Genomic DNA, 26735 nt, shown 5'->3' with positions numbered 1-26735 from the left:
TACCTTTAAAGAAATGAGTTGCCTAATAGTCAAGGCAATTTAAGTCGTAAAAAAGTATAAAAAAATCCCCAATAGTGGGGATATTATATGATGAATTGTCTTTTTAAAGGTTGAACAACAAGGTTTTAATGCTTATCGTCGTAATGCAAAGTGGCCTTTAACTTGAAATTGTTCTCCGTTTTGAATAACATCGGCCACAAACCAATAATCTCCAGCCGGCATATTGCTGTTATTGTAGCGCCCATCCCAACCTGGAGAATCGTGACGAAGTTGTGTTAACAGTTTTCCGGTTCTATCATAAATAGAAATTACCGTCCCCGGAAGGGTTTCAACACCTGTAATGTGCCAAGTATCAAAATCCCCATCATTATTAGGAGTCATGTGTTTTGGGGTGTCAATCACAACAACCTCATAACTAAGGTTTCCACATCCATTGAGGTCTCTAACGGTTAAAGTATTGAGACCTATAGGAACATTGTAAAAAACGGAAGCACTTTGGAAAGGGCCATCGTTAAGCTGATAAAGGTAGTTACCTATACCATTAACACTAAGGGTGATGTTGTTTGGGTCTGAAAAATCTACGGTTTCTACCACATCAATTTCAGCAGTTTCCGAAACTGTAACATTAAAAGTAGAACTATTTTGGCACCCTAAAGCATTGGTGATTGTTACTGTATAAGTACCTACCTCAGTGATTTCAATTTCAGAAGCGCTAGACCCTGTAGACCATAAATACGTATCCGTTGCAATATTAGTATCAGCTGAGACCACTAAAGGCCCGTCATTTAAACAGAGCACTTGATCTGTAATGGCAGCGAAGGGTATAGGGTTGACCGTCACAGCGAATTGCGTTGTCGCAAAACAACCTGTACTGTTGTGTTCCAATCTTACATATATAATTTGCCCATTATAAGCGTTATACGAGGTGTTTATAGCATTGGTATGTGCAATGGCATCTTCTGCTGTGGTGTAATAATACAGCGTATAGTCGTCTGGATTCTGATTGCCTAAAATATCAGGATTCTGTTGGTCCAGTTGAAATAAAGCATAGCCGTCCGTATCGTCATCACAAGTCTCTAAAGCATTTGGTGTATGCGCTATAGGAAGCGGATAAATTTCAAGCTGAATTGGGTGAATCGCGTAACAATGTGTGGTGGTATATTCTAACCTAATATAGAGCATTTCAACAGTGTTAGTATAAATGTGATTAAGACTTAGAGGATTGGTATTGGACTGTGCGTCATTTTCATTAGAAAAATACTGAAGCTCTAAATTATAGGTATTGTCTACTAATAAGGACGTCATCTCGTTGAGGTCTACACTGTTTTCAGGATTAGCACAGATGGCATAGGTTGAAATTGGATTGATTTCAGGTGGACTGTTGATGATCAATTCAAAAGGTACATAATCAAAACACCCTGTGGTGGCATTATTAATTCTAGCGTATACGGTTTGGGGAGCTGTAATATTGGTATAAGCTTCTGGATTTGAAATCGGGTTGCTGTTGCTCAGAAGATCGTTTTCAGATTCGAAATAGGTGAAGCCTATATTGTATTGGCGTCCTTCTAAAACTTCGAGCTCTATCTGCTTTAAATTCCATTCTAAAGCAAAATCATTGTTGTTCGCACAGGCGGTTAATGTTTTTCCATATTGGACGTCCGGAAGCGCTAAGGTATTTATACTAAAGGTTTCAATAGCGTAACAACCTGAGTTGATATTTAAAATCCGAGCGTAAATCAATTGCGGATTAGCCGTCGAGGTATAATTGAGCGGAAGGGCATTAGAACCCATTTCAGCATTTAATGGTGTAAGATGAAAGGTGATGTTGAGTTCCGTCGGACTTCCCTCGTGAATTTCTAATATTTTTTCACTTAAATCAGTCGTCACAAAACCGGTACTATTTACATCACATTCAAAAACATCTGTCGGGACGGTATAAATAGGGGCCTGACGCACTTCTATTTGCATTGGTGCTATTTTGTAACAACTATTTCCTAAGGCATTTTCGAGCCTAACAAAAATTGTTTGTGGATTGGTTATAGGGAGATAAGCAACATCTTTATCAATAGCATTTATGCGGTCTATAGCGTTATTTTCGGTTTCAAAATAGAGCACTTGCATATCTGTTTGCCCATTTATAATGCTGAAATCTTGGGTTTCTAAAAGTATATCAGGATCGGCATTTACATCTGGCGTACAGTAAATATAATCGGCTATAGATTGAAGTTGCGGATTGGCATACACCTGAATGTTGTAGTTGAAAATACTGAAACAATCGGTACCTTGAACTTGTGCTCTAATGAAAATAGCAATACTTGCTGTGTTGTATTGATTAAGATTACTAATAGGGTTGCTATTGGCTACAGCATCATCGTAGTTTTCGTAAAATGAAAAATCAAGATCAGTAGCACCATTGGCTAATTCAGGAATAACCGCCTCTAAGTTTATTGTGCTGAATCCGTCTTGATCATCGTCGCAAATAATAAGCGGCTGCGGATCGCTTGCTTCTGTGGCACTTGTTATATTGAGCTCTAAGGTGGTGATGCTAGGGCAATTGTTTTCAGCAAACTGATTCACTACACGTAAATAAAAAGTCTGCTGGTTGCCACTGACTTCAAAAGTATCTGTTATTTCATTGGTTGCATTTACAGCATCCTCATAACTTAAATAGAAATTTACTGAACCAACGATATTCGCATTATTCAGATATGTTGTTTTTAAAGCCGGAGTGGCAATACTGGTCAAGTTGGTAACAGGGTCTAGGTTACCGCAAAAATCTAGCGTTGTTGGAGGAATGTCAATGACAGAATTTATAAAATGAGTTACCGTAAAATCATAAGTACAACCATTATGAGAGCTATGAGCGTACAATACGGCTTCATGAGCTAAAGTAAGGCCGGTATTTGGGTTTAAAGGATTGATTTGATTATCGCGATCACTTTCAGTTTCGTATAAAACAAGATCAATTTGATGGTAACCGCTTTTAAGCTCTTCAATTAATTCTGAAAGTAAAACATCTATAAGACCGTCATTTGAAGGATCGTCACATTCTTCAATGATAACACCACGACCAAAAATATTAAAGAGTAGATTTTTATGAATTTCCATCGGAATTCGTGCAGGACAATTTTCATCAATATATCTTACAGCGATAGGAATTGAAAATTGATTACTACTTGTAGCATGCATTCTAGGATTACCAGAACCGATCAGTTGTTCAATTATAGCATAAGCGCCAGGGTAATCGTTTTCAAAGGTTTCTAAAACAAAATCTAAATTATGGTCTACCACGAGACTGTCATAATCATAGTTCTGACCATTTTCTTCTTCGCTATAATTAGGATCTATACATAAATCAAAAACATAGCGGTCTATACCAAGATCAGTCTGTGGGATATAATCTAAATGAATAGGGACTATAGAAGGGCAGATGTAAGCCTCACTTTCTATTTTAGCATAAAAGAGGTCCGGTTCACTTTCTAAATTAGGAAATTCTGAAAGCTCATTTTCAGAATTCAAAGCATCGGCTTCTGTAAGGTAAAAATAAACTGTAGTGTTCAGGTCAAAATTTGAAACCACATTACTCAGGTTATTTAAACTAGTAAATATTTGTTCTACCAGTTCGCCGTTACAAACATCAATAGTGTATTCTAACGAATCAGGCGAGTCGCTAACAATCAGATCAAACAAACCAATTTGAAGACAGTCGCCACTTAAACTTTCAATTCTAACATAAATCGTTTCTAAGCGTTCAGTGTTTACATAAGGACCAACAATGGCATTGCTATTGTTTTCAGCATCTTCTAAACTAAGATGATAACTGATGTTGTAATTTGTGGAAGGCAGATTGGCGTAGATTTCATCATTTTTTTCAGTAAAATCAAAAGTAAAGGTCCCATCACTTTCAAAGGGGTTACAAACCAGCCAAGTGTCTATAGGTGCTGCATCTTGAAACGGAATAATCTCTATTTCTACGGAATCGCTCAAGGTACAGGTTCCGCTAGATGTTGGTAAGGAAATTTCTAAATCATAAGTTCCAGAAACATTAACGTCTAAGCTACTGTTAGTTTCACCAGCAATAGGATTTCCGTTTAAAAACCAAGTATAGGTTGCTGCCGGATTGTTAATATCTGCCTCTAAGGTTAGGTCGCTACCACAAATACTTTGGTCTGGCCCTAAATCGATAGAGTTTCCAAAGCCTTCAGCTTCAATAAATACAGCGGAATCAAAACGTTGATCTATATGATCTGCAATAATAAATTTTATATGGTAGCTGGTATTAGCAATGATATCTGCTCTTGCTGTTAAAACTGCTGTGCGTCCATTAAAATTAGTGTCCCCAACATTATACCCTTCAAAATAAGTCTCATTTTCCGCTTCGCAAAATCCGGTGATATTGGGGTGAATGGAATTGGTACTTACTTCCGTTGCCGTTTCAGGAACTACCGCGATATTTACATAAGGATCAGCCGAGCCAACTTCTTTAATTAAAATAGCAAAGACATCTTTAAAATTACAAGGGTATTCTTGCTGATATTCATCTGAAGCAAAGAGGTAGTTAAAGGCGATAAAGTTATTTGGCGATGAAAAATCAAATTCAATTGTCGTGGCATTTAGGGTTTGATCTATCCCCACGACGTCTAGCAGATCTGGATCCGTGCCCCAATCGATTTGGCCTTCATTTAAATCTTCAGAAATTACAGTGTTACCAGCAGAGTTAACACGTCCTGTTGATAATATTAATCCGCTTTGTAACGGAAAATTTGAATTGTCTTTATAAAATGTACCATAACTCACTATGGCATTGGATTGCCCATTAACGGGTGACGCGATATTGTCTACGGTAATACAGTCGCTTCCTACAAGGTTCTGAATGAGTATGTTAGGTTGTTGTGTGTTGTCGGTTGTTATTTGCTGGGCATAGCTAAATAGATAAAGAAATAGAGCAAGAAATAAGAGGGTACTTTTCTTTTTCATGGAATGGGGTACATAGTGCGTTTAAAAGAAAAGCTTCTTTTTTTTTCTAAATCTATGAAAAAAAAATGATTTATAGGAAAAACCTTCAAAATGCCCTTGTCAATCAAAGTGTTAAAGCCCCTGTCTTTCTAAGGTAGGGCAGCAGTTTTCTGGTGCTAATTTGGTATAAAAAAAGAAAACCTCTTACGGGGTGTAAGAGGTTTTAATATAAAAGTTAGAAAGTGGTTTAGCGTTTTAAAGTAAAGTGGCCTTTAACTTGAAAAGCAATTCCTCCACGTTGGATATCTGCAACAAACCAAAACTCGCTAGTTGGCATGCCTTTACCGTTATAAATTCCGTCCCATCCTGCAGACGTATCAGTTAATTGGGTGATGTGTTTTCCGTAGCGATCAAAAACATTAATCACTGTACCTGGTAAGGTTTCAATACCTACAATATGCCAGGTATCAAAATCGCCATCGCCATTAGGCGTAAAGAATTTAGGGATATCCACCACTAAGACCTCTTTAGTGACATTGGCACAACCGTTTAAATCTATAATGTTTACGGTATGGTAACCCATCGCTACATTTTCAAAATGATTAGATTCTTGAGGTTCAAAATCATCTAATTGGTATAAGTAATCACCAATACCACTAATGGTCACCGTAATATTATTAGGGTCTGAAAAATCGATAATTTCCGTAGTTTCTATTGTTGCCGTTTCAGATTCTGTAACGCCAAAATATTTGGTGGTTTCACAACCCGCTTCAGAAGTTACGGTTACCCAATAATTACCCACTTCAGTAATATCTATTTCTGGAGTTGTTTCTCCTGTAGACCATAAATAAGTGTCGTTACTATAATTAGTGTTTGCTGAGACTAATAAAGGAAGGTTGTTAATACAGATCACCTGATCGCCTAAGTCTATAAACGGAATAGGGTTAATAATGGCTGAAAATGAGGTGAGGCTGTAACACCCCGTGGCCTTATTTTCTACTCGTGCAAAAATGACTTCACCATCATAAGCCATATAATAGATCTCTAATGCCGAATTGTTTTCCTGCGCTTGGATTTCCGTATTATGGTAGCTTACAGTATATAAATTAGGATTCTGATTGCCTAGAATACTTGCGTTTTGTTGGGTTAAATCAAAATCCAAAAGTCCATCATAATCATCATCACAAGCCATTAAATCCTCTGGTTGATGCGCAACTGGTAACGGATTTACAATTAAGTTAAACTCATAATAACTAGAACAATGTGTGGTGCTGTATTCTGTTCTCACAAATAGCGTTTCATTCAGCGATTGGTACGCGTAATTGGTATCTAAAGCGTTTGTATTTGCTATGGCGTCTGCCTCGTTTGAGAAATAACTGAATAATACATTGTAGTGCACATCTGCAGCTACAAGGTTAACCGCTGTAAGATCTACCGTATTTGTTGCGTTTGCACAGGTGGTATAACTTACAAAGTCATTAATGGTAGGCGCTTGATTTACAATTAATTCTATAGGAAGCGCTGCATAACAATTAGAGACACTGTTAGTGACTTTCATATACACCGTTTGTGGATTTGTTAAGTTGGTATACGCCTCTGGATTAGTTATAGGGTTGGTATTGCTTTCTGAGTCTTCAAAATTGGCATAATAGCTAATAGAGATATCATTTTGTCTTACGTCTAAAATATTAGCCTCTGCAACGGTTAAATCGAAAACCAAGTGGCCATCGTTATCATCGTCACATTCCACTAAAGGGGCTATCGCAGCGACTTCTGGTACCGCAATAACGTTAACAACAAAAGAGGTTACGGATTTACAAAATGACCCATTATCAATCTGAACATAAATTTCTTGTGGATTTACTGTGTTGGTAAACTGAAGCGGAATTTCGTTAGTGCCGTTTCTAGCGTCTTCAGCTGAGGTGAATAATTTTACAGATTGGATATCCGGTATCCCTGCTGAGACTTCTTCAATAACACTTGTAAAATCAAATTCTTCAGCACCATCATTAGAAACATCATCACAAACAAACCAACTTGACGGTTGATTGTAAGTCGGGTTGGTACCCACTTCAATACTGAATGATGAGGTGGTATAACAAGACGCATCGGTAATATTTTCAACACGGATGTAGATCTCTTGCGGATTACTGATGTTTTCGTAAATGCTTGTTTTATCTAAAGCATTGGTGCCATTTTCTGCATCAGTAGGGGTCAGGTAATAAGAGACCACTTTTCCTGTTTGTCCGTCTAAGGCTTCAGTATCTTTATTTTCGAAAATAAATTCTCCGATACCATCCGATTCATCTTCACAATAAGTAAACTCTCCCACATAGTTTGTTAAATCGCCCACATAAGGAAGCGTATTCACGATGACATCGAGCTCTTCTACTGAATGACATCCTGTATTACTATTGGTCACACGCATATAAACCGTTTCGGTTTGAGCGTTATAACTCGTGGTATTCGTAATTTCATTGGCACCAGAATGGGCTTCTTCTAAACTGTTATGAAAGCTAACCGCTCTGTTAGGTGTCGCAAGAATAGCGTTAGGAATGCTCTGGTTTAAGTTGATTATAGAAAAGCCATCTCTATCAGCATCACAAATAATGATGTCTGTAGGTTTTTCATTTTCAGGCGCTGGTAATACGGTAACTTCAAAAGAATTGTAGTCGTAACATCCGGTCTGAGAAAATGTGATTCTAGGAAAAAGCGTAAACGGATTGCTTGTATTGGTGTAATTGTTAGGTAACGGATTGGTATTGTCAATGGCATCTTGCTCCGTTAAAAAATAGGTTACAGAATATCCAGTTTCCCCGTTGGTTACAGCGCCACTTAATAGCGAGAGATCCGTGGTGGTAAAACCATCTTGATCTTCATCACAAACCGTTAAGCTTACTACCGATTCAAATTGTGTTATCGGATTTAAGATTAAATCGAAGTTTGCAAATTCCATACACGTCGGACTCTCTAAGGTAATGTAAATGGTTTGGGGATTAGAAAGAGACGTGTAAGCCGTGGTAGCATCTATAGGGTTGGTACCGTTAATTTGGTCGGTTTCGGTTTCATAAAACGTGATTTCAATATCAATTAAATCATTGATAATACCTAAAGCAATGGTTTCAAAATCAAAATCTTCGGTGTTGTCATCATCAATATCACAGGCATAGATATCTCTAATATTGGTTGCAGTTAAGAGTAAGTTAGTATGAATTTCTATCGGTGTAGTAGATGCACAACCTGTAGCATCGTTTTCTACTCGAATATAAACCACTTGCTCTTCAAAATTTACATTGGTGTAATTTGAAGGATCTTCAATAGGGTTTAAGCCCAAATCAGCATCTTCAGCAGAAACATGGAATGTTACAGTTACACCTGTTAAGCCTTCTAAAACAACCGGAGTCATAGACGTTAAATCAAACTCAGCATAACCGTCATGGTCTGTGTCACATGCGTCAATATAATGAGATTCTCTATTAATTACTGGGGTTTCAGAAACTGAAAGATCTAACGTTGTGGTAGAAATACAACCCGTCTCTATATTTTTTACACTCACAAAAAGCTGTTCTGAAGGCGATGTGTTGGTGTAAGGCATCGTAAAAGCATTGATTCCGGCAGTAGCATCTTCCAAAGAACTGTGATAGCTCACCACAAGATTGGGTTGCGATAAGGTGATTTCTTCATCTTTTAAGAAATTTAAGTCCATCGCGGTAAGGTTATCTGCTAAATTATCAGCATCACAAAGGTTTAGGGCTGTAGGATTAGCGATGACCGGTAACTCGTTTACCACAAGGTTAAATGTTGAATAGGCTAAACAACCATTAACGGTATCTTCAATACGAACATGAATCGTTTGGTTGTTTTCTGTGTTCTGAATGGCTGTCGTAATCGGATTGTTGTTATCAACAGCATCGGCAGCACTATAATGATAAGAAATACTGTAAGTCGAGTCTGGGACAGAGGCTAAAACCTCATCGTCTTTAAGCGACAAATCAAAGGTTTCGGTACCATCGTTACTGATATCATCACACAATAAATAATCTGAAATAGGGTCAGAGGTTTGGGTGGTATTTAAGGTAATGTTTATATCATCTTCAATAAGACAAGAGTTGTCCGCTAGAGGCAGGGAAATTTCAACATGGTAGTTTCCAGATTCAAAAGCTGTAAGGTTTGCTTGGGTTGCGCTTGGCATTAAGCTATCGTTAAAATACCATCTATAGGTGGCATTAGGATTATCAATACTAGCGTTTAAATCTGCACTATTGGCACAAGTAGCATAATCTTCTCCTAAATCTACAGAAGCATCAAAGCTATTACCTTCAATAAATACTGCTGAATCATAGTTTTGATCATTTTGATCTGCAATAACCAACTTAATTTGATATTGCACATTAGGTTGAATGGTTGCAGTAGCCGTTAATACGGTTGTTCTCCCATTATAATTGGTGTCGCCTAAATTGTAACCTTCAAAATAGTTTCCGTTTGAAGCGGGACAAAAGCCTGCGATCTCATCATGAATGGTACTGGTATTCACAGGAATATCGGTGCCAGGAATTAAAGCAATATTGCTATACGGGGCGTTACTTCCTGCTTCACGAATTAAAAAGGCAAATCCATCTGAATTCTCACAAGGATAATTACCATAATATTCTTCAGAGGCTAAAATATAGTTGAACTGAATTTGGTTAGAAATTGAAATAAAATCAAATTCAATAGCGGTCGCATTTACCGTACCCGAAATATCTAAGGCCGATTCTAAGTCGCTATCGGTTAACCAAGTTTCAGAACCTTCATTTAAGATGTCATTGTTCTGACCGTTTCCTGCTGAGTTGGCATTACCGGTTGTAAGTACAATTCCATGTTCAAAAGGGAAATCTGAAGTCCCACTTTCAAAATAACCAAAACTACCGATACCGATAGAAGCACCATTTAATGGCGAAGAAATATTGGTGACTTCAACACATCCTTGAATAAGGGTATTTTGAATCAAATCTTGAGGGGAAACTGAATTATCTACGGTGATTTGCTGAGCAAATGTTATGCTGCAAATCAAGCCAATAAATAAGCTGAGGGAGTGTTTGAAATAAGTCATTAATAGCGGTTAAGTAATTTAGTTTAGTGAAGGGGAGATTTGGAGTCAACTCAAACACGTTCTGTAATAGAGCGGAAAAGTAGATGATATTAAGATGAAATACAAAAAAATACGACGAAACGCATGAAAAGTTAACGTTTAAACGTGTAAAAAGGGCATTTGGTCGATAAATGCTTAAAAAAAGAGTCAATTTTGGCTACTAAGGATAAGGCCTTAATCCTTTGATTTGTAGGAAAAAGCCTAGCCTGAATAGCGATTTTTACCACAGTAAAATATAAATTACAGGGCTTATTACCGTCTTAATTTGGTCTTAAAACCGTAAAAATTAGTGAGGGATTTTTTAAAATTTTAGTGAGGGAAATAACAAGAACTATTGTTACGGATTTTAAAGTTATGGGAAGTGAAATGGACTTCCAAAAAAATAAGATGAATGGGCTAAAATTTTAACATTCTTAATAATTTACATAGACCCAACCCACCATCGGTTTATAATCGGAATCGTTCAGATATAAAATATAGTAATAGGTCCCAACCGGAACTTTATTTCCGTTATGGTTTAGTCCTCTGTTGGTTCTGCCTTGCCATGGAGTATCGTTATCGCCTACAAAAATAAGTTCGCCATAACGGTTATAAACTTGCAATTCATGGGCCGTAAAAATATCGTATAACCCTTGGATGTTAAACCAGTCGTTTTTAGTATCGTTATTCGGCGAAAACCCTTCAGGAACATAAGGTGGACAGTTCTCTGTAGTGAGCTTGAATTCATAAATGTCATAACACAAGCTTGTTTCCATCCTTACGTAAATGGTTTCATCAGGGTCAATATTTACGTATGAAGACGGCATGCTTATCGGGAAAGTTTCAGATTCTAAATCTTCTAAAGAGCGGTAAAACTGAAGGTCTTCAATCGTATAGTCTATCGTAGTTAAAGCTTCATACAAATTGTAGGTCGCTGTTTCAAAGCCTTCATTGCAGGCATTCAGATTGGGCAGCTGGATAAGGTCTGAAATTAATAAAAGCTCAATTGCGGCCGAGGCACTGTTATTTTCTTCATTAGATTCTGTAACGCTGCCTTGCTGGGTACCATCGTCATCAACAAACGCAACTAAATTTACCACGGCGCCAATGTCTTCAGGAATTTCAATAAGAATCGATTGACTTTCACTTCCATCTATAGCAATAGCATTGAGGGTGCTTGTTGTAGCCAATGGCACATTATTAACATAAAAGGTAATAGGCGTAAGTGCCGGTAAAATGCCCGTACTGTTAGTATTATGCACGGTAAAAAACACTTCTATAGTTTGGTCTCCACAAAATACGGTATTGCTGTCTAAGGTTATAGTCGCATCGGGTAACTGACTGTTTAGAACAGTGATAATATTGTTGATCATCACAAAATCTTGACCAGAGGTTAAGGCAATAGTGGCAGAATTATCTCCGATATTAATATGGTTTTGAATGCTATACACATCAATATCCATGTTATATAGGTTTGAAGCGCCTGTAAAAGAATTAGTCCCGTTAAAGGCGTTGTTTGCAGGATTTAATGGCGGATTGCTAATAACACTGCCGTTTATGGTGAGCTGTTCGTTAACCGCAATAGAGCTGTCACCTTCCCAAGCAATAAACCCAATTTTTGCATTTTCGTTATCTAAAACATTTAAGTTATCTAAGGTAATCGTTAAGTTATCGGGCACACTTTGCAAGCCGTCATAAACATTAACTTGGTTAAGCGGAAGATTACTATCTTCATAAATCACAGTGAGCGCCCAGCCTCCAAAATTGGTTCCGGTAGGGCAGTAGGGAGCAATAACGCTGTTAAGATCAAAATCTGAAAGGGTATAGTCTGTATTTCCTTGTGCTAAAACGATAGCCGTTACATCAGCAAATGCTGCAAAGAAGACCCGACTGGTATCTAAGGCATCACTAAAACTGCGGTCTGCACTAACGGGAATTCCGTTAAGGCTAACCTCAAAATCTCCTGTATCAGAACCCGCCCAATATAAATAGGCGGCAACAATATTTTGGTTGTTATCAAGACTTAAGTTTGCAGAGGATGTATTTAACATCGTACAGATTCCATAGACGCCATTTTCAACCGTATTCATCGTATTTCCTATGGCTGTATAATCGTAGCGACCATTAAACTGCTCGTATAAGGTAACGGTCTGAGCGGAAATTGCTAAAGACATTCCCCATAACAGTAAGGTAAATATGTATGGTGTTGGTTTCAAACGGGCTATTAATTATTTTGTTTATAGATTGTTAAGTTAGCGTTTTAATCCAAAATGTCCAGTAAAAGTTCGTCCATCTTGTAATTTTACTTTAAACCAATAATCGCTATTAGGAAGTGCTTTACCATGGAACGTCCCGTCCCAACCCACGCTCAAAGGATCGAGTTCTTTTAATAATTTTCCATAGCGATCAAAAATTAAAATAGACGATTCCGCCTGAAACAAGGCCGAGATGCCATCAACTTGCCAAAAATCATTTTGATCATCGCTATTGGGTGTAAAAAACTTAGGGAACCCGATTACAGAGACCAATTCTTCAGTAATACCACATTCATTTTTATCTCTGATATAAACCGTGTAAAGCCCTGGTGCTACATCAACAAAAGTATTAGAATCTTGATAAGGACCATTTTCATCATCAAGAGCGTATTCGTAATCACCTTCACCACTGACTAAAATTGAAATGCTGTTGTTTTGTGTTGCATCTACAACTTCAATATTTGTAACCGTTGCAATATTAGACGGCACTACAGTTATGGTACGATCTTTATAACACCCATTGGTATTGGTAACTCTTACGGTATAGGTCCCTGCTGCATCTATTTCTATGGTAGAGGTGGTTTCTCCTGTAGACCATAAGTAATAATAATTATTAGGAAGATCATTAATGATGCCGCCATCTAAGGTCATCGTTTCAGGAAAAAGATTTAAACAATATTGTGTTTCAAATTCTGTTTCGAGCTGAGGAAGTTGAAAAACTTCAAGCGTAATTTCACTTATTCCGTAGCAGGCATTGGCATTTTCAACGCGCCCATAAATGGTTTGAAGGTAAGGCACCGTGTTGGTAAACGTAGTGGCTAAGGGATTCACTTCTAACAAGGCGTCTTCGTACGTTTCGTAATAATTGAGGCTAAGGCCTGTTGCAGGACCCACTAAAATAGTGTCTTCTACTTCGGTAAGATCAAAAGCCATAAAGCCATCTTCAGTACCGTCGGTATCACATTGTTGCATAATTGCATCATTGGCAGAGGTGGTACTAACTTCTAGGCGTACTTCACTATAATTAACGCAAGTGGTAATGTTATTAGTGATTCTGGTATAGATAATTTGTGGATTTAAAAAATTCTGAAAGTCATTTCCGTCAATAGCATTGTTTTGGTTTTCAGAATCTTCCCTTGAGAGGTAATAGCTGATTTCGGTATCAGGATCTGCTCCTGTAATGTCGTCCTCTGCTTCTGTAAGATTAAAGCGCGTGAAACCTTCAGGAATTCCATCCTCATCACATTGAATAAGCGTAACATTATTAGCAAGCGGTAATGGAGCCACATTAATATTAAAAGACGTAAAGCCAATACATCCTTGGTCTTGATCTTCAATACGGACAAAGATTTCGGTAGGTGTTGGGGCTGTATTGGTATAGCTTAAAGGTAAAGGATTCGTGGTGGCTTCGGCATCTGCTTGACTGAGATAATAACTGACTTCATAGTTGTTATCCGTATAATCTTGGGTAATTTCTTGAGTTTTTGTGTTGAAGTCAAAGGTTGCTTGGCCGTTTTGGTTATCGCCATCGGAATCGTCATCACAAATTTCATAATCAGAAGGCTGATTAAAATCGGTTAGTGCAGTAACACGAATAACTAAATCGTTAATGATAAAACAGTTGGTTGTCGTATTTTCAACTCTAATATAAATGGTTTCAATACTAGTGCTGTTGTTATAAATTTCACCTAAAGGATTGATGTTAATATTGGCATCACTTTCTGAAGCGTGATACGAAACAACAACATCAGATTCTCCATTAATGATATCTTGAGTCAGTGTTGTAAAATCAAAAGTTCTTATGTTATCATCATAAGGCGCTAAATCGTCACAAACATCCATTACCGGAAGACTTGAAGAGATTTCACTAGTGGTTAAGGGGTTCGAAGGTTCTTCAGGAAAGGTTGCTGTCCCCGTCCATTGTAAAGAAAACGGACTATTCCCAATAGGTCTATCAATAACAATAAAATAACTATCTCCGGCAGCAGCATCAATAGCGCTTACAAAACTATCACCTGAGGCACCAGGCCCTTCAAAAGTTTCGTTAGATGTACTGTTTAAGCCTGTAAGATTATTACCTTGGTTAGCGGCGGATGGGTTTGTGGTAGAACATCTAATGGCCTGACCAATATTACCACAACTGACATTAGGGCCGAAAATAAAAAAATCATAATCTTCATTAATGCTAGAGCTGCTCGGGGTTAAAGTAAAAGCTAGTGTTCCGGCTTCGGCAATATTTACTTCTAACCAAATACTGTTGTTTTCTTGGCTAGAGCAGGTGTTAGATCCGTTGAGTTCTTGTACGCCAACACCATTAACATTAAGACTAAAATTAGAGTTTCCACATACGGTAACTGCATTTTGGCAATCGTTAGGTTCTTGAGCAAATACAGTAGTAAGACCTAAAAGATAAAAAAGAAAAAGGGTAATTTTTTTGTTAATCGCAGTGGTGTTTGTCATCGTTTTAATGTGAAATGATTGGTGTAAGTTCGGCCGTCTTCTAAAGTGACTTTAAACCAGTAGTCACTAGTGGGCATATTTTTTCCGTTAAAAGTACCATCCCAGCCTGGGCTTAATGGGTTTAGTTCTGTTATAAGTTTTCCATATTTATCAAAAATAAATACAGATGAATTTGCTTGAGTATTAGGGCTGATGCCAGAAACTTGCCAATAATCATTGACATCGTCATTATTGGGGGTAAAAAACTTTGGAAATCCAATAACCGAAACCTCCGCTTCAGTAATACCACAGTTATTTTTATCGCGGATAAATACCGTGTATAAGCCTGGCAGCAGGTCTTGAAACGTTGCGTCGTCTTGATAAGGGCCACTACTAGAACCTAAGGCATATTCATAATTACCCATGCCCGTAACAAAAACGGTAATAGCATTATTTTCTGTGGCGTCTGTAACCTCAAAATGGGTTATCGTTGCCGGGTTTGAAGGTAAAACGGTAATGGTTCGGTCTTTAAAACAGCCTTGTGTGTTGCTTACGCGAACGCTATAAGTCCCTGGACTATCAATCTCAATTTCTGAAGTTGTTGCCCCAGTAGACCATTCGTAGTAATAATTGCTTGAATCCTCTTCAGTGATCCCACCATTAATGGTTAATACGTCAGCGTTGTTGTTTGTACAATAATAAGCTTCAGTCTCTGTTTCAAGTTGGGGTAAGGCGACAACGGTAAGTGCTATTTCGCTGATTCCAAAACAAGCATTTGCATTTTCTACACGACCAAAAATAGTTTGCGCATAGGGAATGGAATTTGTGTAATCTGAGACTAAAGGGGAGGTTTCAAGTAAAGCGTCTGTATAGGTTTCGTAATAAGTGATCTCTAAATCAGACGGTGAATTCGCCAAAATAAGAGGATTAGCTTCTGTTAAATTAAACGTGGTCATTCCATCTTCTGAACCATCCGTATCACATAACAGCAAACTAGCATTATTGGAATCTGTTATACTCACTTCTAAAGTTAGGGTACTCAAATTATAACATCCCGAATCGAGATGATTTACTCTTGTGTGAAGCGTTTGTGGGTTGGCGTAATTTTCAAACGCGCTCCCTTCAACAGCATTAATTTCAAGTTCGGCATCATTCTGTGACGTGTAAAAGGTGATTTCGTGCTCTAAGGGGCTATCACTAATAGCATCATAGTAATTGGTTAAGTTGAATAAGGTGAAGCCTTCAGGAATACCATCTTCATCGCATTGTAAAATGGTAATGGCATTAGCTACGGGAATGGGTGCTATCTCGAGATTAAAACTGTCCGTTGTATAACATGCTGTATTGTTGCTATTTTCAATTCTTACAAAGAGCGTTTCATTAAAAGCGGTGCTATTGGTATAATTTAACGGTAAACTATTGGTGTTTTGGTCGGCCTCATTTTGGGTGAGATGAAAGCTGACTGCCACTTCGTTTTCTGTTTGCGTTCCTATAATTTCAGGAATAAGAGTCTCTAGATTTACAGTAGCAATACCATCTCTAACATCTCCTTCGTCATCACAAAAAGCAATATCATTTAAGCTCATAATTTGTGCTGTTTTAAACACTTCGATGTCAAAGGTATTGATGGCGAAACAATTAGGGTTTTCGATATTATCTACGCGTACATAAATAGTTTGTGGACTACTTAAGTTGGTAAAAGGAAAACTAATCGGGTTGGTATTAGCATTGGCGTCGTCTAAGGTTTCAAAATAATTGACGTTATGGTTTTCTGGCGCTTGGGTTAATAAGACTTCTGAATTTTGATCGCTAAAATCGAAACTACTATAAGTAGATGTTTCATCCGTTTGGCAAATCACCACATCAGAAAGCGGATGTGCGACAGGAATGTCAAAAACACCCACAACGGCACTCCCTTCAATAGGACACTCTCCATTATTAGGTTCTATATAAACCTCATAAAAACCAGGAGTGTCTGCAACTAATTGCGACGAGGTTTCTGCTAGAGGTACGCCGTCTAAAGACCACACATAATCGGCACCTACAAACTCATCGGCTTGTAGAGTGTAGCTGTCGTTAGTGCATAATTTTAATTCGGTCGTACTCAATCCATTTCTAATGATGTCTGTTTGAGAATTAAATAAAGATTGAATAAACGGTGGCAATCCAATACGACTCGTATTTTGGTTGGCACCATTAAGATCTAAAAAGATACCTTGTTCGTTATAAGTAGCGGCTAAACCATTAGCTTCAGGATTTTCTATAATTCCTAAGTATTTTGAAATTGTAGGGTTACCGTTATAACTTAACTGAGCTCTATAAATTCGGCGATCAATACCAAGTTGTAAAGCGCCTGCCGAAACATCGTTTGAAGAATGAATAATTTGTTGCGAGCCTGGAATGTCTAAACTTTCTAAGTCCCATTGTATCACATGGCTTGTGCCAGATCCAGAAATACCTTCACTGATCGTGGCATAAACTTTTTTAGTTTCAGCAGAGAATTCCACACCGTAAGGACTGTTCCCGTTTGTGGCGCTATAGAGTTCTAAGGGGTTAGAAACGGTTCCGGTTTCGTTATTAAAATCATACAAGAACACATTACCACTTGCATTGCCTCCTGTAAGCGTAGCCATACCAAAATTTGCAGCTACAAGTTTTGAGGCATCGGGTGATGTTTTAATATAGCCTAGCGAGTTACGACGGTAACCTTCAATAGGAATATAAGGGCCTACCTCTGAGATTACGGGTGTGGTTTGAACGCCATTGGCATCAATTTTAAAGGCGTAAAACTTGGCCCCAAAATGGGTAAGTACCCAAAAGGAAGTACAGTCTTCTGCACGAACCGCGGTAATTTTCTCAGAACATTTAAACTGAATTTCTAAAGGAACGTCAGGATCGTAGGTTACTAAAGGTCTGTTTTTTTCTGAAACATCAACTCCTCCCAATCCTCCATTGAGACTCATGTCTATTAAGGTATAGTTAAAACCATTATTATAGCCGTCATCATCTTGCGGAATACTGCCGCCTTCCACATAAGTTCCTGTGAACTGATTTGGGTAGGCGCTGGCATTATTTTGATGCGGTTCATCTACCGTGAAAATATAATATTTATCAGGATCCTCGGGTTTAGGGACAATCAGTCCTGATGAGGTACTAGAAGGATCTCCTAACAAGCCGGTGCCTCCAAAGTAATCGGCATTAGGCATTATTTGGTGATTTCTATTCCAAACGGTACGTCCATCAGAATAAAAGAGTAAGCTCCCGTTAGCGTCAGAAATAGACGTACATCCTTCTAAGGTATTAATTTGCCCATTGGTAATAGCATTTACATTCCCCGATTGGGCATCAAAACGCAGTCCTGCCTTGTTTCCAAAATACCAAAACGAAGCTTCATTTTGGGCATAGAAAGGCGTGTTACAAACGAGTAAAAGTAATACTAAATAGATCTTTTTCATTAGAGCGCTATGTGTAAAATACACAGTAAGCCACAATATAAAAACTAGAATTTAAAAAAAGTCTTAAAATTTTAAATAATACATAAAACACCGTGGTTTTACTAGGCTTATAAATCTCTCTTTTTCAATAATTGATAAGATAATAAGACAAAAATTGCCGTCCAACCTAAAACAATAGCCACTTCATAACCGTGCAGGGCATAGTCATAAGCCATATCCACTTTGTCAGGGAATTTTGTCATTACAATACGTTGTATGGGCTGGTTTATCAAATTCCACATGGACTGCAGCGGAAAGAAATTATGAATTTTATCTGCGATCTCTCCGTCAATTCTCCACTTCATTAAACCGTAAATAATAGATTCTGAAATAAATAATATAAAAAGGAAGCCTAAGGCAAAGGCTGAACGTTTTACTAACATACCAAGGAAAAGACACAAACTAAAGAACCCAACAAGTTTTACAAAATAGGCTAAAAGGAAATCAACTTCTCTAAAAATGATGGCTGCTTCGGTATAGCTTGAATAATACATTCCTATAAAAAATGTGGCCAATCCGATTAATATGGTGGCACATAATGAAAAGAAAACGATGGTGTAAAATTTAGAGAGAATAAACTCTTTTTTACTTAAGCCATCAATAAGATTTTGTTTTAAGGTCTTGTTACTGTATTCATTTCCAATCATACTAACCACAACTATGGCAAAGAAAAATTTAAATTGTGCGGCAAAAAATGTAGTTATATGCCAAATGATAGGGAAATTAAAAATACCAAGTTCGCCCAGTTCTAAGGTAAAGAATCCAAAAAAGTTGATCTTTATAGACGATAAAATTAAAACGGTAAACGGAAGTATAAAAGATATAATGATTAAAACTCTACTGGCTTTATTGAGCCAAAGTTTTTGTAATTCAAGTTGAATAAGTCGTAACATAAAGGAGGCGTTTTACATGTCCCTCGGGAAGAGGAAAGCGATTCGTTTTTTTTGTGATGAATTTATTGGTGATCGGTCAATTGAAGGAACTGTTCTTCTAAACTTTCTTTACGTTTTACAAGGTGTGAAAGTAAAATGTTTTGGTTGAACATAAATTGGTTAAATTCTGAAGCCGACATCGGAGCATTTAAGAATGCTGTAATTAATTCGCCTTCAACTTTAACCTTATCAATGGTGTTATGCGCTTCTAAAACACGTAGAAGTTCTTCATGTTTATCGGCTTTTAATTCAAAGAATCCATGACTGTTAATCATTTCATCAACACGGCCCGAATATAGTTTTTCACCCTTCCGTAAAACCACCACATGGGTACAGACTTTTTCAACTTCATCTAAGAGGTGCGAGGCCAACAAGATTGTGGTTCCGTTAGCAGCAATGTTTTTTATTATTTGACGTATTTGATGAATCCCTTGCGGGTCTAATCCGTTGGTAGGTTCATCTAAAATTAAAATTTCAGGATCATTTAATAGAGCAGAAGCAATGGCTAAGCGCTGTTTCATTCCTAGAGAATACGTTCTAAACTTATGGGTTTTACGATCTAATAACCCTACAATCTCTAATTTCTCGTCTATCTTGGCATAATCTACACCTTTAATACGGCAAACCAGTTTTAAATTTTGTTCCGCCGTCATGTACGGGTAAAAATTAGGACGCTCTATAATAGCACCTACTTTTTTAAGGGCATCGTGGGTAGAAATGGTTCCGTCAAACCAATGAAAATCACCTTGCGTTTTGTTAACAACGTTTAAAACAATACCTAAGGTTGTTGATTTTCCACTTCCGTTAGGGCCTAATATGCCATAGACGTTGCCTTTGTTAATAGTAAAACTGAGGTTTTTTACGGCGGTGAGATAGCCAAATTTTTTAGTCAGATTATTGATAGTAAGGATTGCTTCCAAAAGTATAAGGATTGATTAGTTAAAAATAAGACGATTGATTCTTATTTTTGTTACAATTAAATTATTTTTAGAAGAAATGATTTAAAATCAACTGAGACCCTAAATTCTAATGCAACATAGCGCGAAGAAAGGCTTTATACTATGAAGGTCTCAGTGATTAAAAATTTTAAATGTAACGAATGAGTCAGGATTTAAAAATCTCTAAAAAGAAACCCACATACAGTATTTCTGAAAAATTGGATGCGTATTTGTCTAATTATAACCGTAATATAGATTTACCCATTTTTTATTCTGATTTGTTGCGCTTTCAAGGCTCTGTAGTGGTGTATGATAAAAATGATGAGGATACGCTTTGGGTGCGTGTTTACTATAATGATTTTGAACGTGAAGAAATTGACCGAAGTTTAAAACAGGTGTATTCTAGCTTAATTTCTGATGGTGGAACCAGTATTTTAAAATACCTCAGTGTGGATGCTATTGATTTCTGTACGTTTGGTAACTCAAAGCCTTTCAGAATAAAAGTTAGAAATATTCTTAATGATAACTTTACCCATTTTTATGTAAAATCGGCGGATGCGTCAAGGGTATATGGTTTAGAATTGGAGCAAATGTTATCGCCTTATCAGATTAACTTTTTAGTTTGTAAGGATACCTTAATTGAAGAGCATATTACGGGAATTCCGGGCGATGAATTTATTAAAACCATGCTGCCTGAATGTAGTTCTGCTGAAAAATCACAAATCGCAAAAGAGTTTGTGAAATTTAATGAAAGGTGCTTAATCCGCTTGCTTGGTGATATGCGTTCTTATAATTATGTGTTTGTGCCTACGCACGATTTTGATCACGTTAATTTTAAGATTAGAGCTATTGATTTTGATCAGCAATCTTTTGAAGGCAATCTAAAAATTTATAGACCTCAATTTTTTAAGGAGAATAATAAAATGGTGGCGCTGGTACGCGAGAAAATACAGAACGAATCTATAGATCAGTATAAAATTGAAGAACGTTCTATTGTGGCCAAACGAATGATTAGTTACCACTCACGTTTAAATAAATTATTAGACTGTATGGAGGCTGATGTTATCTCTACGCCAGCTCATATTGAACGCCTAAAGGAAGATATTTACAATTATACCATGGATTTAAACTTTAGAAAGAGTAAAAACATGGGCGAAATTCTTAAGAATGCTCTTGATTTTGTGAAGCGTAATTATGAAGATGTCAGTTTAAAACGATTCCAATAAGTGTAGAAACTTAATATATTTTGAATAAAAAAAAGAAGCATCGGTGAGATGCTTCTTTTTTTGTCTTTTCTTGAGAAAGACATCTGATTCTTAACGTGCAAGGCTTAATTCCAATTTTCGTCGAAATCTAAGTCGCTATAATCATCGATATCTAAATCGTCTTCAAACTCGTTAAAAAGATCTTCCTCTTGCTCTGCTTCAAAGGTTTTCTCTGGCGCTTCATCAGGGATCTGACCATGTACAAACATTAGGTTAGGATAATCCGTACCTTCTGCTTCTTCTACAATTTCACCTAATTCTACGTAGAACGTCCACATATTCATAAAATCGTAAACGTAAATTAATCGGGTAGAGGCTTCATGCGCTACTGTGTTTATAACAGTCTCATTCATCATTCTCACCGTATTTCCGTTTTCGCTCATGTCCATCATAGCGATTTCTTCACCTTGATTCCATTGCTCATCGCTAATGTAAAAAGAGGCCATTTCCATACCGTCAAACCCAAAAGATTGTGTGATGACATTGTGTAAGTCTTCCATCGTATTGTTTTCGCGGATTTCTATGTCACGGAAAACATCATCTTCGGTATCGTTATCTAGTATAATTCTAAATCTGTAAATCATATTGAAAAATTATGCTGCAAAGGTAAGGTTTCTAATGTCCAATTTCCAAGAACTTAATTTCAAATATATAAAAGCTTAACGCGTCTTTTTTTTGCAGAATAAATGCTGGATTTTAAGTTGCTTGTATAAGTTTCTAGAGCGTTATAAAAAAGGGCTTATTTGCTGAAACGGTGCAGTGTAAACGTCATTGCACTTAATAAGATAAAAGCGCCTACTTGGTGTAAAACGCCTAACCAAACAGGTACGGCTAAAAGTAAGGTGGCTACGCCTAATGCAAATTGCACACCGACCATCGTTAAAAGAAGGTTGACCCCTTTATTTTGGTAAGGTGTAAGATCTGTTTTTTTAGCTTTATAATAAATGGCTAGGATAAAAATGACCACCACATAAGCGAGGGTTCTGTGTACAAATTGTACACCACTTTTACCTTCTAAAAAATTAAGATATACGGGATTTTGTTCTATAAAAACGGTTTCATGTATCCATTTTCCATCGCTCATCATCGGCCAATGATTATGGATCCATCCCGCGTCTAAACCTGCGACAAAGGCGCCATATATAATTTGAAGAATAAGCACAACAAGGCCTATTCTAATAAAATTTCTTAAAGGCTTATTTACATGTTTTTTCTTTGGAAACATAAGATCTAAAGCCACCCAAAACGTATAGGCAAAGGTTAGAAACGCCGTGGTTAAATGCGCGGCTAATCTAAAATGACTGACATTAGGTTCATCAACTAATCCCGATTTTACCATATACCATCCTAAAAAACCTTGAAATCCACCGAGTAAAAGCAGAATGATTGATTTTTTTATCGTTGCTGTTGAAAGCCTTTTTCTAACAAGGAAATAAAGGAACGGGACAATAAAGACCAAACCGATAAAACGCCCAATAACTCTATGGATCCACTCCCAAAAATAGATGTCTTTAAATTCCTCTAAACCAAAGTGATTGTGCAGTTTTTGATATTCGGGATATTGTTTATAAAGTTCAAAAGCTTCATGCCATTCTGTTTCGTTCATCGGTGGAATGGTCCCAGAAATTAATTTATAATTAGAAATGGATAAGCCCGAATGCGTGAGTCTGGTAATCCCCCCAACAATAACCATAATAAAAATGAGAGCACAACCGGTGAGTAACCAATAAATAACGGCCTTATTTTCTTTTGTTTGATGTACCATAACTACAAAACTTATTTTTTTTAACTACGAACTACTTTATTGCTTCAAGCCCTAAATCTTTTCCTTTTTTTAGCATTAAGGTAAAGGCGGCCTCATATTCATTAGGAATTTCACCTTCTAAAATCGCTTCTTTTATGGCTTCTTTAATCATACCAATTTCTCGAGAAGGTTTTAGGTTGAAGGTGGCCATAATTTCTTCGCCAGATACAGGAGGTTGGAAATTTCTAACGTGATCACGCGCTTCAACTTCAACAATTTTATCTCGTACTTTTTGAAAATTATTATGGTACTTTTTAAATTTCTTTGGGTTCTTGGTGGTAATGTCTGCTTCACAAAGGGTCATCAAATCTTCCACATGGTCACCGGCATCAAAAACCAAACGTCGTACGGCAGAGTCCGTAACTTCAGAGGCCAACACAATAGGTCTAGAACTCATAAAGACCATTTTCTGAACAAATTTCATCTTATCATTCAGTGGCATTTTTAAACGCTTAAAAAGTTTATACACCATTTTAGAGCCTACAAATTCATGAGCGTGAAAAGTCCAGCCTATTTTTTTATGAAATTTTTTCGTTGGGGCTTTTCCTATGTCGTGTAATAAAGCGGCCCAACGTAACCAAAGGTTATCGGTGGTTCTCGCAATATTATCGACGACCTCTAAGGTGTGGTAAAAATTATCTTTATGGCGTTGACCTTCAATTTCGTCAATACCTTTTAGCGCGGTTAACTCAGGTAAGATGTATTGTAAAAGTCCGGTTTGTTCTAAATGTATAAAACCAATAGAAGGCATTTTGCTTTCTAGGATTTTATGAAGTTCTACAACAATACGTTCTTTAGTAATGATTTTTATACGGTCTTTGTTTTCCGTAATGGCTTTAAGAGAAGTCGCTTCAATTTTAAAGTTGAGTTGGGTGGCAAAACGGATAGCACGCATCATACGCAACGGATCGTCGCTATATGTGATATCAGGATTTAAAGGTGTTCTAATAATCCCCTTATCTAAATCGTCTAATCCATTAAACGGATCTAAAAGTTCTCCAAAGCTATCTTCAGTCAAGCTTAGGGCTAAGGCGTTTATGGTAAAGTCGCGTCGATTTTGATCGTCTTCAAGTGTCCCATTTTCAACAATAGGATTTCTACTGTCTTCTGTGTAACTTTCTTTACGGGCACCAACAAATTCAATTTCAATATCGTCGTAACGTAACATCGCTGTTCCGTAGGTTTTAAAAACCTGAATTTTAGGTTGTGTTGGTAGGTTTTTGGCCACTTGTTTTGCAAGTTCAATGCCACTTCCAACGGCAACAACATCAATGTCTTTAGCATCACCACGTTCTAAAAGATAGTCGCGTACAAAGCCACCAATAACGTAGCTGTCTATCTGTAATTCTTTAGAAGATTGAGTGATATATTGAAATATAGGGTGTTTTAATGCTTGTTTATGATTCATAAGGTAATTGAACATCCAGCCCCTTTAAAATATAATGAAAAGTTACTGTAATTTTAGCTGTGCAAAGATACGACACCAAGGCATTCTTTTAAAATGAATAAGTCCCTTTTTAATGTTTCTTTATTAAATCTATTTTGAAGTAGAAGACGTGAGATTTCAAATTTGAAACTTTTAGAGATTAAGCTCCGTAATTGCCTCTTGAGCCTTTTGGTAATCTTGAGGTGTACCAATATCTAACCAAAATGAGGACACCGGATAATTGATAATTTTTTTGCCCTTATCTAATAGCGTATTGATAAGGTCCGTGGCATTGAAAAATTGATTTTCTGGAATATAATTTAAGCAGTCCTTTTTAAAGATATAGATGCCGGCGTTGGAATAGTGAGTGTAAGAGGGTTTTTCTTTAAGAGTGGCCACATACTTGCCCTTAGTTTCAACCACGCCATGAGGTACTTTTACTTCGTAAGGAATTGTAACAATAAGCGCGTCGTCATTACTTTGACTAAACCCCTTAATAATAGTGTTGAGGTCTACGTTGGTAAGAAGATCAGCATTCATGACTACGATATAGTCGTGTTGAAAACTATTTTTTAACTGTAACGCTCCAATGGTGCCTAAAGCCTTAGATTCTTTAATATATTTAAAATCAAGGTCCTTTTGGGGATAAGCTTTAAGATGCTCCATAATTTTTTCGCCTAAATAATTGATGGAGATATGAATTTGCTTAATGCCTAAAGCGGCAAGCAGTTCTATATTGTATTCAATGATGGCTTTGTTACCGACTTGTAATAAGGGTTTGGGTGTCTGTTTTGTAAGGGGTAACAAGCGTTCTCCTTTTCCACCAGCCATGATTACCGCATTCACTTTAGGATTTGTCATTTACATTTTATGATCTAAATAGGTTCCTTTTTCCTCGTGGTTAAAGTTCGGTAAAATTTTATGGACTAAAGCGATTAAATCGGGCTTTGTCCACGATTTAGTGGCTTTAAGTTGTTGTAGGCTTTCTGTGAAATCTTGTAGCTGACTTGACAAGTTGTCTTCCGATTTTTGTTTGATAACGCCAATGGAGGTAAAGCGTTCTAAGTCTAGAGTTTCTTGAGCTGTAAAAAAGGCTTCTTCGGCTTTTTCGCCTGTGGTATTGCTTTTTGTTAGCAAATACGGCCATTGGCCTGATGCTGGTAAGGTTTTGGCTAAGGTTCTCGCTTCGTCTTCGTTATGACATAAATAAGGTATATATCCTAAATGCTTTATGTAGTTAACGGCAATATCAGAGAAGCGCGTAAGCTTTAAATGCTGGTGTAATTGCGGAAGGAACAACTCATTCTGGTCGCCGAGAAGACAAGACATTAAACAGAGTTGCCCCGATTCTTCCGGGCTAATAAAATAGCGTTGTACATCGTTGGGTGCCACTAGAGGTTGCTGTTTCTTTATACGTTGTTCAAAACCGTGGAGTAAAGAGCCATCAGAAAAGGCAACATTAGCAAAACGTGCGGTAGAAATGTTAATGGCTTTACTTTTTTCAACTAAAAACAGTTCCATAATACGTTTTGAGGCTCCCATCATATTAATAGGGGCTGTAGCCTTATCCGTGGAAACCGAAAAATATTTTTTTACGCCATGTGCAATGGATTGGTCAATGGTTTTTACAGTGTTTACAATATTCACCTCGAGCATGCGCATTAAGGTAAACGGATCTTCCTCACTACGCACATGTTTTAAGGCTGCTAGGTTAAGAACATAGTCGTAATTACCATCTGAAGCAATAAAAGCATCATAAGCTATAGAGCCAATATCTAAAGCATAGGTTTTAAAATCACCATCTATATATCCAAAAGAACTTCTTAGATCTCTAACCAATTCTACCAAATTATTTTCACTAAGATCTACAACGTGAAGTTTTTGGGCTTGTCCTTCAAAAAGCGCTTTTACCACGGCTTGTCCTATGGTTCCTGCACCGCCAAGGACAAGGAATCTAGACTTAGAAATTATACGGTGTAATTCTTCTTGGTAAGTGGCCAGGTCCGTTTTAAACAACGCCTTATCTCTTCCGATGAGGTTTAAGATATTGCTTTTGTTGGCTTGATTATAATTCATAAAGTTGTTGAAGCCTCGGTTTTGTTAAAATAGAACAATG

The 26735-nt window shown here is 37.2% G+C and carries 13 protein-coding genes; 1 reads left to right on the top strand and 12 read right to left on the bottom strand.

Annotated features, from left to right (window positions below):
• Window positions 1-132: 132 nt before the first annotated feature.
• The 7 genes from ACFQ13_RS08635 to ACFQ13_RS08605 all read right to left on the bottom strand — a co-directional run bounded on the left by ACFQ13_RS08635 (window position 133) and on the right by ACFQ13_RS08605 (window position 20106).
• On the bottom strand, window positions 133-4977 hold the full coding sequence (locus ACFQ13_RS08635; protein WP_386116274.1) for a T9SS type B sorting domain-containing protein: 4845 nt from the start codon (window positions 4975-4977) through the stop codon (window positions 133-135).
• A 226-nt stretch (window positions 4978-5203) separates the two neighbouring features.
• A complete protein-coding gene (locus tag ACFQ13_RS08630; protein ID WP_386116271.1) occupies window positions 5204-10048 on the bottom strand; it encodes a T9SS type B sorting domain-containing protein in 4845 nt (1614 codons plus the stop codon).
• 452 nt (window positions 10049-10500) lie between these two features.
• Entirely contained in the window at window positions 10501-12282 is a 1782-nt protein-coding gene (locus ACFQ13_RS08625; protein ID WP_386116269.1) for a T9SS type B sorting domain-containing protein, read from the bottom strand.
• 36 nt (window positions 12283-12318) lie between these two features.
• Window positions 12319-14781 (bottom strand): T9SS type B sorting domain-containing protein, encoded by a 2463-nt coding sequence (locus tag ACFQ13_RS08620; RefSeq protein WP_386116266.1) that lies wholly within the window; start codon window positions 14779-14781, stop codon window positions 12319-12321.
• Window positions 14778-18215: a T9SS type B sorting domain-containing protein gene (locus ACFQ13_RS08615; protein WP_386116263.1), complete on the bottom strand. Its 3438-nt coding sequence runs from the start codon at window positions 18213-18215 to the stop codon at window positions 14778-14780. The genes ACFQ13_RS08620 and ACFQ13_RS08615 overlap by 4 nt, the downstream gene beginning before the upstream one ends.
• Window positions 18216-18322: 107 nt before the next feature.
• Window positions 18323-19147, bottom strand: coding sequence for an ABC transporter permease (locus ACFQ13_RS08610; RefSeq protein WP_114308882.1), 825 nt, complete (start codon window positions 19145-19147; stop codon window positions 18323-18325).
• A 62-nt stretch (window positions 19148-19209) separates the two neighbouring features.
• Window positions 19210-20106 carry an ABC transporter ATP-binding protein gene (locus ACFQ13_RS08605; protein WP_386116260.1) on the bottom strand — a complete coding sequence of 299 codons (897 nt, stop codon included), beginning with the start codon at window positions 20104-20106 and terminating at the stop codon, window positions 19210-19212.
• 179 nt (window positions 20107-20285) lie between these two features.
• On the opposite strand from ACFQ13_RS08605, the gene ACFQ13_RS08600 reads away from it, so the two are divergent.
• Window positions 20286-21350, top strand: a complete 1065-nt coding sequence (locus ACFQ13_RS08600; RefSeq protein WP_386116257.1) for a hypothetical protein — start codon at window positions 20286-20288, stop codon at window positions 21348-21350.
• A gap of 104 nt (window positions 21351-21454) precedes the next feature.
• On the opposite strand, the gene ACFQ13_RS08595 is transcribed toward ACFQ13_RS08600, so the two are convergent.
• The 5 genes from ACFQ13_RS08595 to ACFQ13_RS08575 all read right to left on the bottom strand — a co-directional run bounded on the left by ACFQ13_RS08595 (window position 21455) and on the right by ACFQ13_RS08575 (window position 26695).
• Window positions 21455-21973 (bottom strand): IS1096 element passenger TnpR family protein, encoded by a 519-nt coding sequence (locus ACFQ13_RS08595; protein ID WP_386116254.1) that lies wholly within the window; start codon window positions 21971-21973, stop codon window positions 21455-21457.
• A 155-nt stretch (window positions 21974-22128) separates the two neighbouring features.
• On the bottom strand, window positions 22129-23154 hold the full coding sequence (locus ACFQ13_RS08590) for a COX15/CtaA family protein (protein WP_386116251.1): 1026 nt from the start codon (window positions 23152-23154) through the stop codon (window positions 22129-22131).
• 31 nt (window positions 23155-23185) lie between these two features.
• On the bottom strand, window positions 23186-24601 hold the full coding sequence (locus tag ACFQ13_RS08585; protein ID WP_386116248.1) for a CCA tRNA nucleotidyltransferase: 1416 nt from the start codon (window positions 24599-24601) through the stop codon (window positions 23186-23188).
• A gap of 171 nt (window positions 24602-24772) precedes the next feature.
• Window positions 24773-25480: a sugar phosphate nucleotidyltransferase gene (locus tag ACFQ13_RS08580; RefSeq protein ID WP_386116245.1), complete on the bottom strand. Its 708-nt coding sequence runs from the start codon at window positions 25478-25480 to the stop codon at window positions 24773-24775.
• Window positions 25481-26695 carry a UDP-N-acetylglucosamine 4,6-dehydratase gene (locus tag ACFQ13_RS08575; protein WP_386116242.1) on the bottom strand — a complete coding sequence of 405 codons (1215 nt, stop codon included), beginning with the start codon at window positions 26693-26695 and terminating at the stop codon, window positions 25481-25483.
• Window positions 26696-26735: the final 40 nt, after the last annotated feature.

Origin of the sequence: Winogradskyella rapida (assembly GCF_042675845.1) — a bacterium.
Classification (GTDB): Bacteria; Bacteroidota; Bacteroidia; order Flavobacteriales; family Flavobacteriaceae; genus Winogradskyella; species Winogradskyella rapida.
Note: the sequence above shows the minus strand (reverse complement) of the source record. Positions and strands in the feature narration are given on the sequence as shown.

Bases quoted from the DNA above. Each gene is read 5' to 3' on its own strand.
- ACFQ13_RS08635 (WP_386116274.1), bottom strand. From the start codon at position 4,977: ATGAAAAAGAAAAGTACCCTCTTATTTCTTGCTCTATTTCTTTATCTA.
- ACFQ13_RS08630 (WP_386116271.1), bottom strand. From the start codon at position 10,048: ATGACTTATTTCAAACACTCCCTCAGCTTATTTATTGGCTTGATTTGC.
- ACFQ13_RS08620 (WP_386116266.1), bottom strand. From the start codon at position 14,781: ATGACAAACACCACTGCGATTAACAAAAAAATTACCCTTTTTCTTTTT.
- ACFQ13_RS08615 (WP_386116263.1), bottom strand. From the start codon at position 18,215: ATGAAAAAGATCTATTTAGTATTACTTTTACTCGTTTGTAACACGCCT.
- ACFQ13_RS08610 (WP_114308882.1), bottom strand. From the start codon at position 19,147: ATGTTACGACTTATTCAACTTGAATTACAAAAACTTTGGCTCAATAAA.
- ACFQ13_RS08600 (WP_386116257.1), top strand. From the start codon at position 20,286: ATGAGTCAGGATTTAAAAATCTCTAAAAAGAAACCCACATACAGTATT.
- ACFQ13_RS08595 (WP_386116254.1), bottom strand. From the start codon at position 21,973: ATGATTTACAGATTTAGAATTATACTAGATAACGATACCGAAGATGAT.
- ACFQ13_RS08590 (WP_386116251.1), bottom strand. From the start codon at position 23,154: ATGGTACATCAAACAAAAGAAAATAAGGCCGTTATTTATTGGTTACTC.
- ACFQ13_RS08585 (WP_386116248.1), bottom strand. From the start codon at position 24,601: ATGAATCATAAACAAGCATTAAAACACCCTATATTTCAATATATCACT.
- ACFQ13_RS08580 (WP_386116245.1), bottom strand. From the start codon at position 25,480: ATGACAAATCCTAAAGTGAATGCGGTAATCATGGCTGGTGGAAAAGGA.
- ACFQ13_RS08575 (WP_386116242.1), bottom strand. From the start codon at position 26,695: ATGAATTATAATCAAGCCAACAAAAGCAATATCTTAAACCTCATCGGA.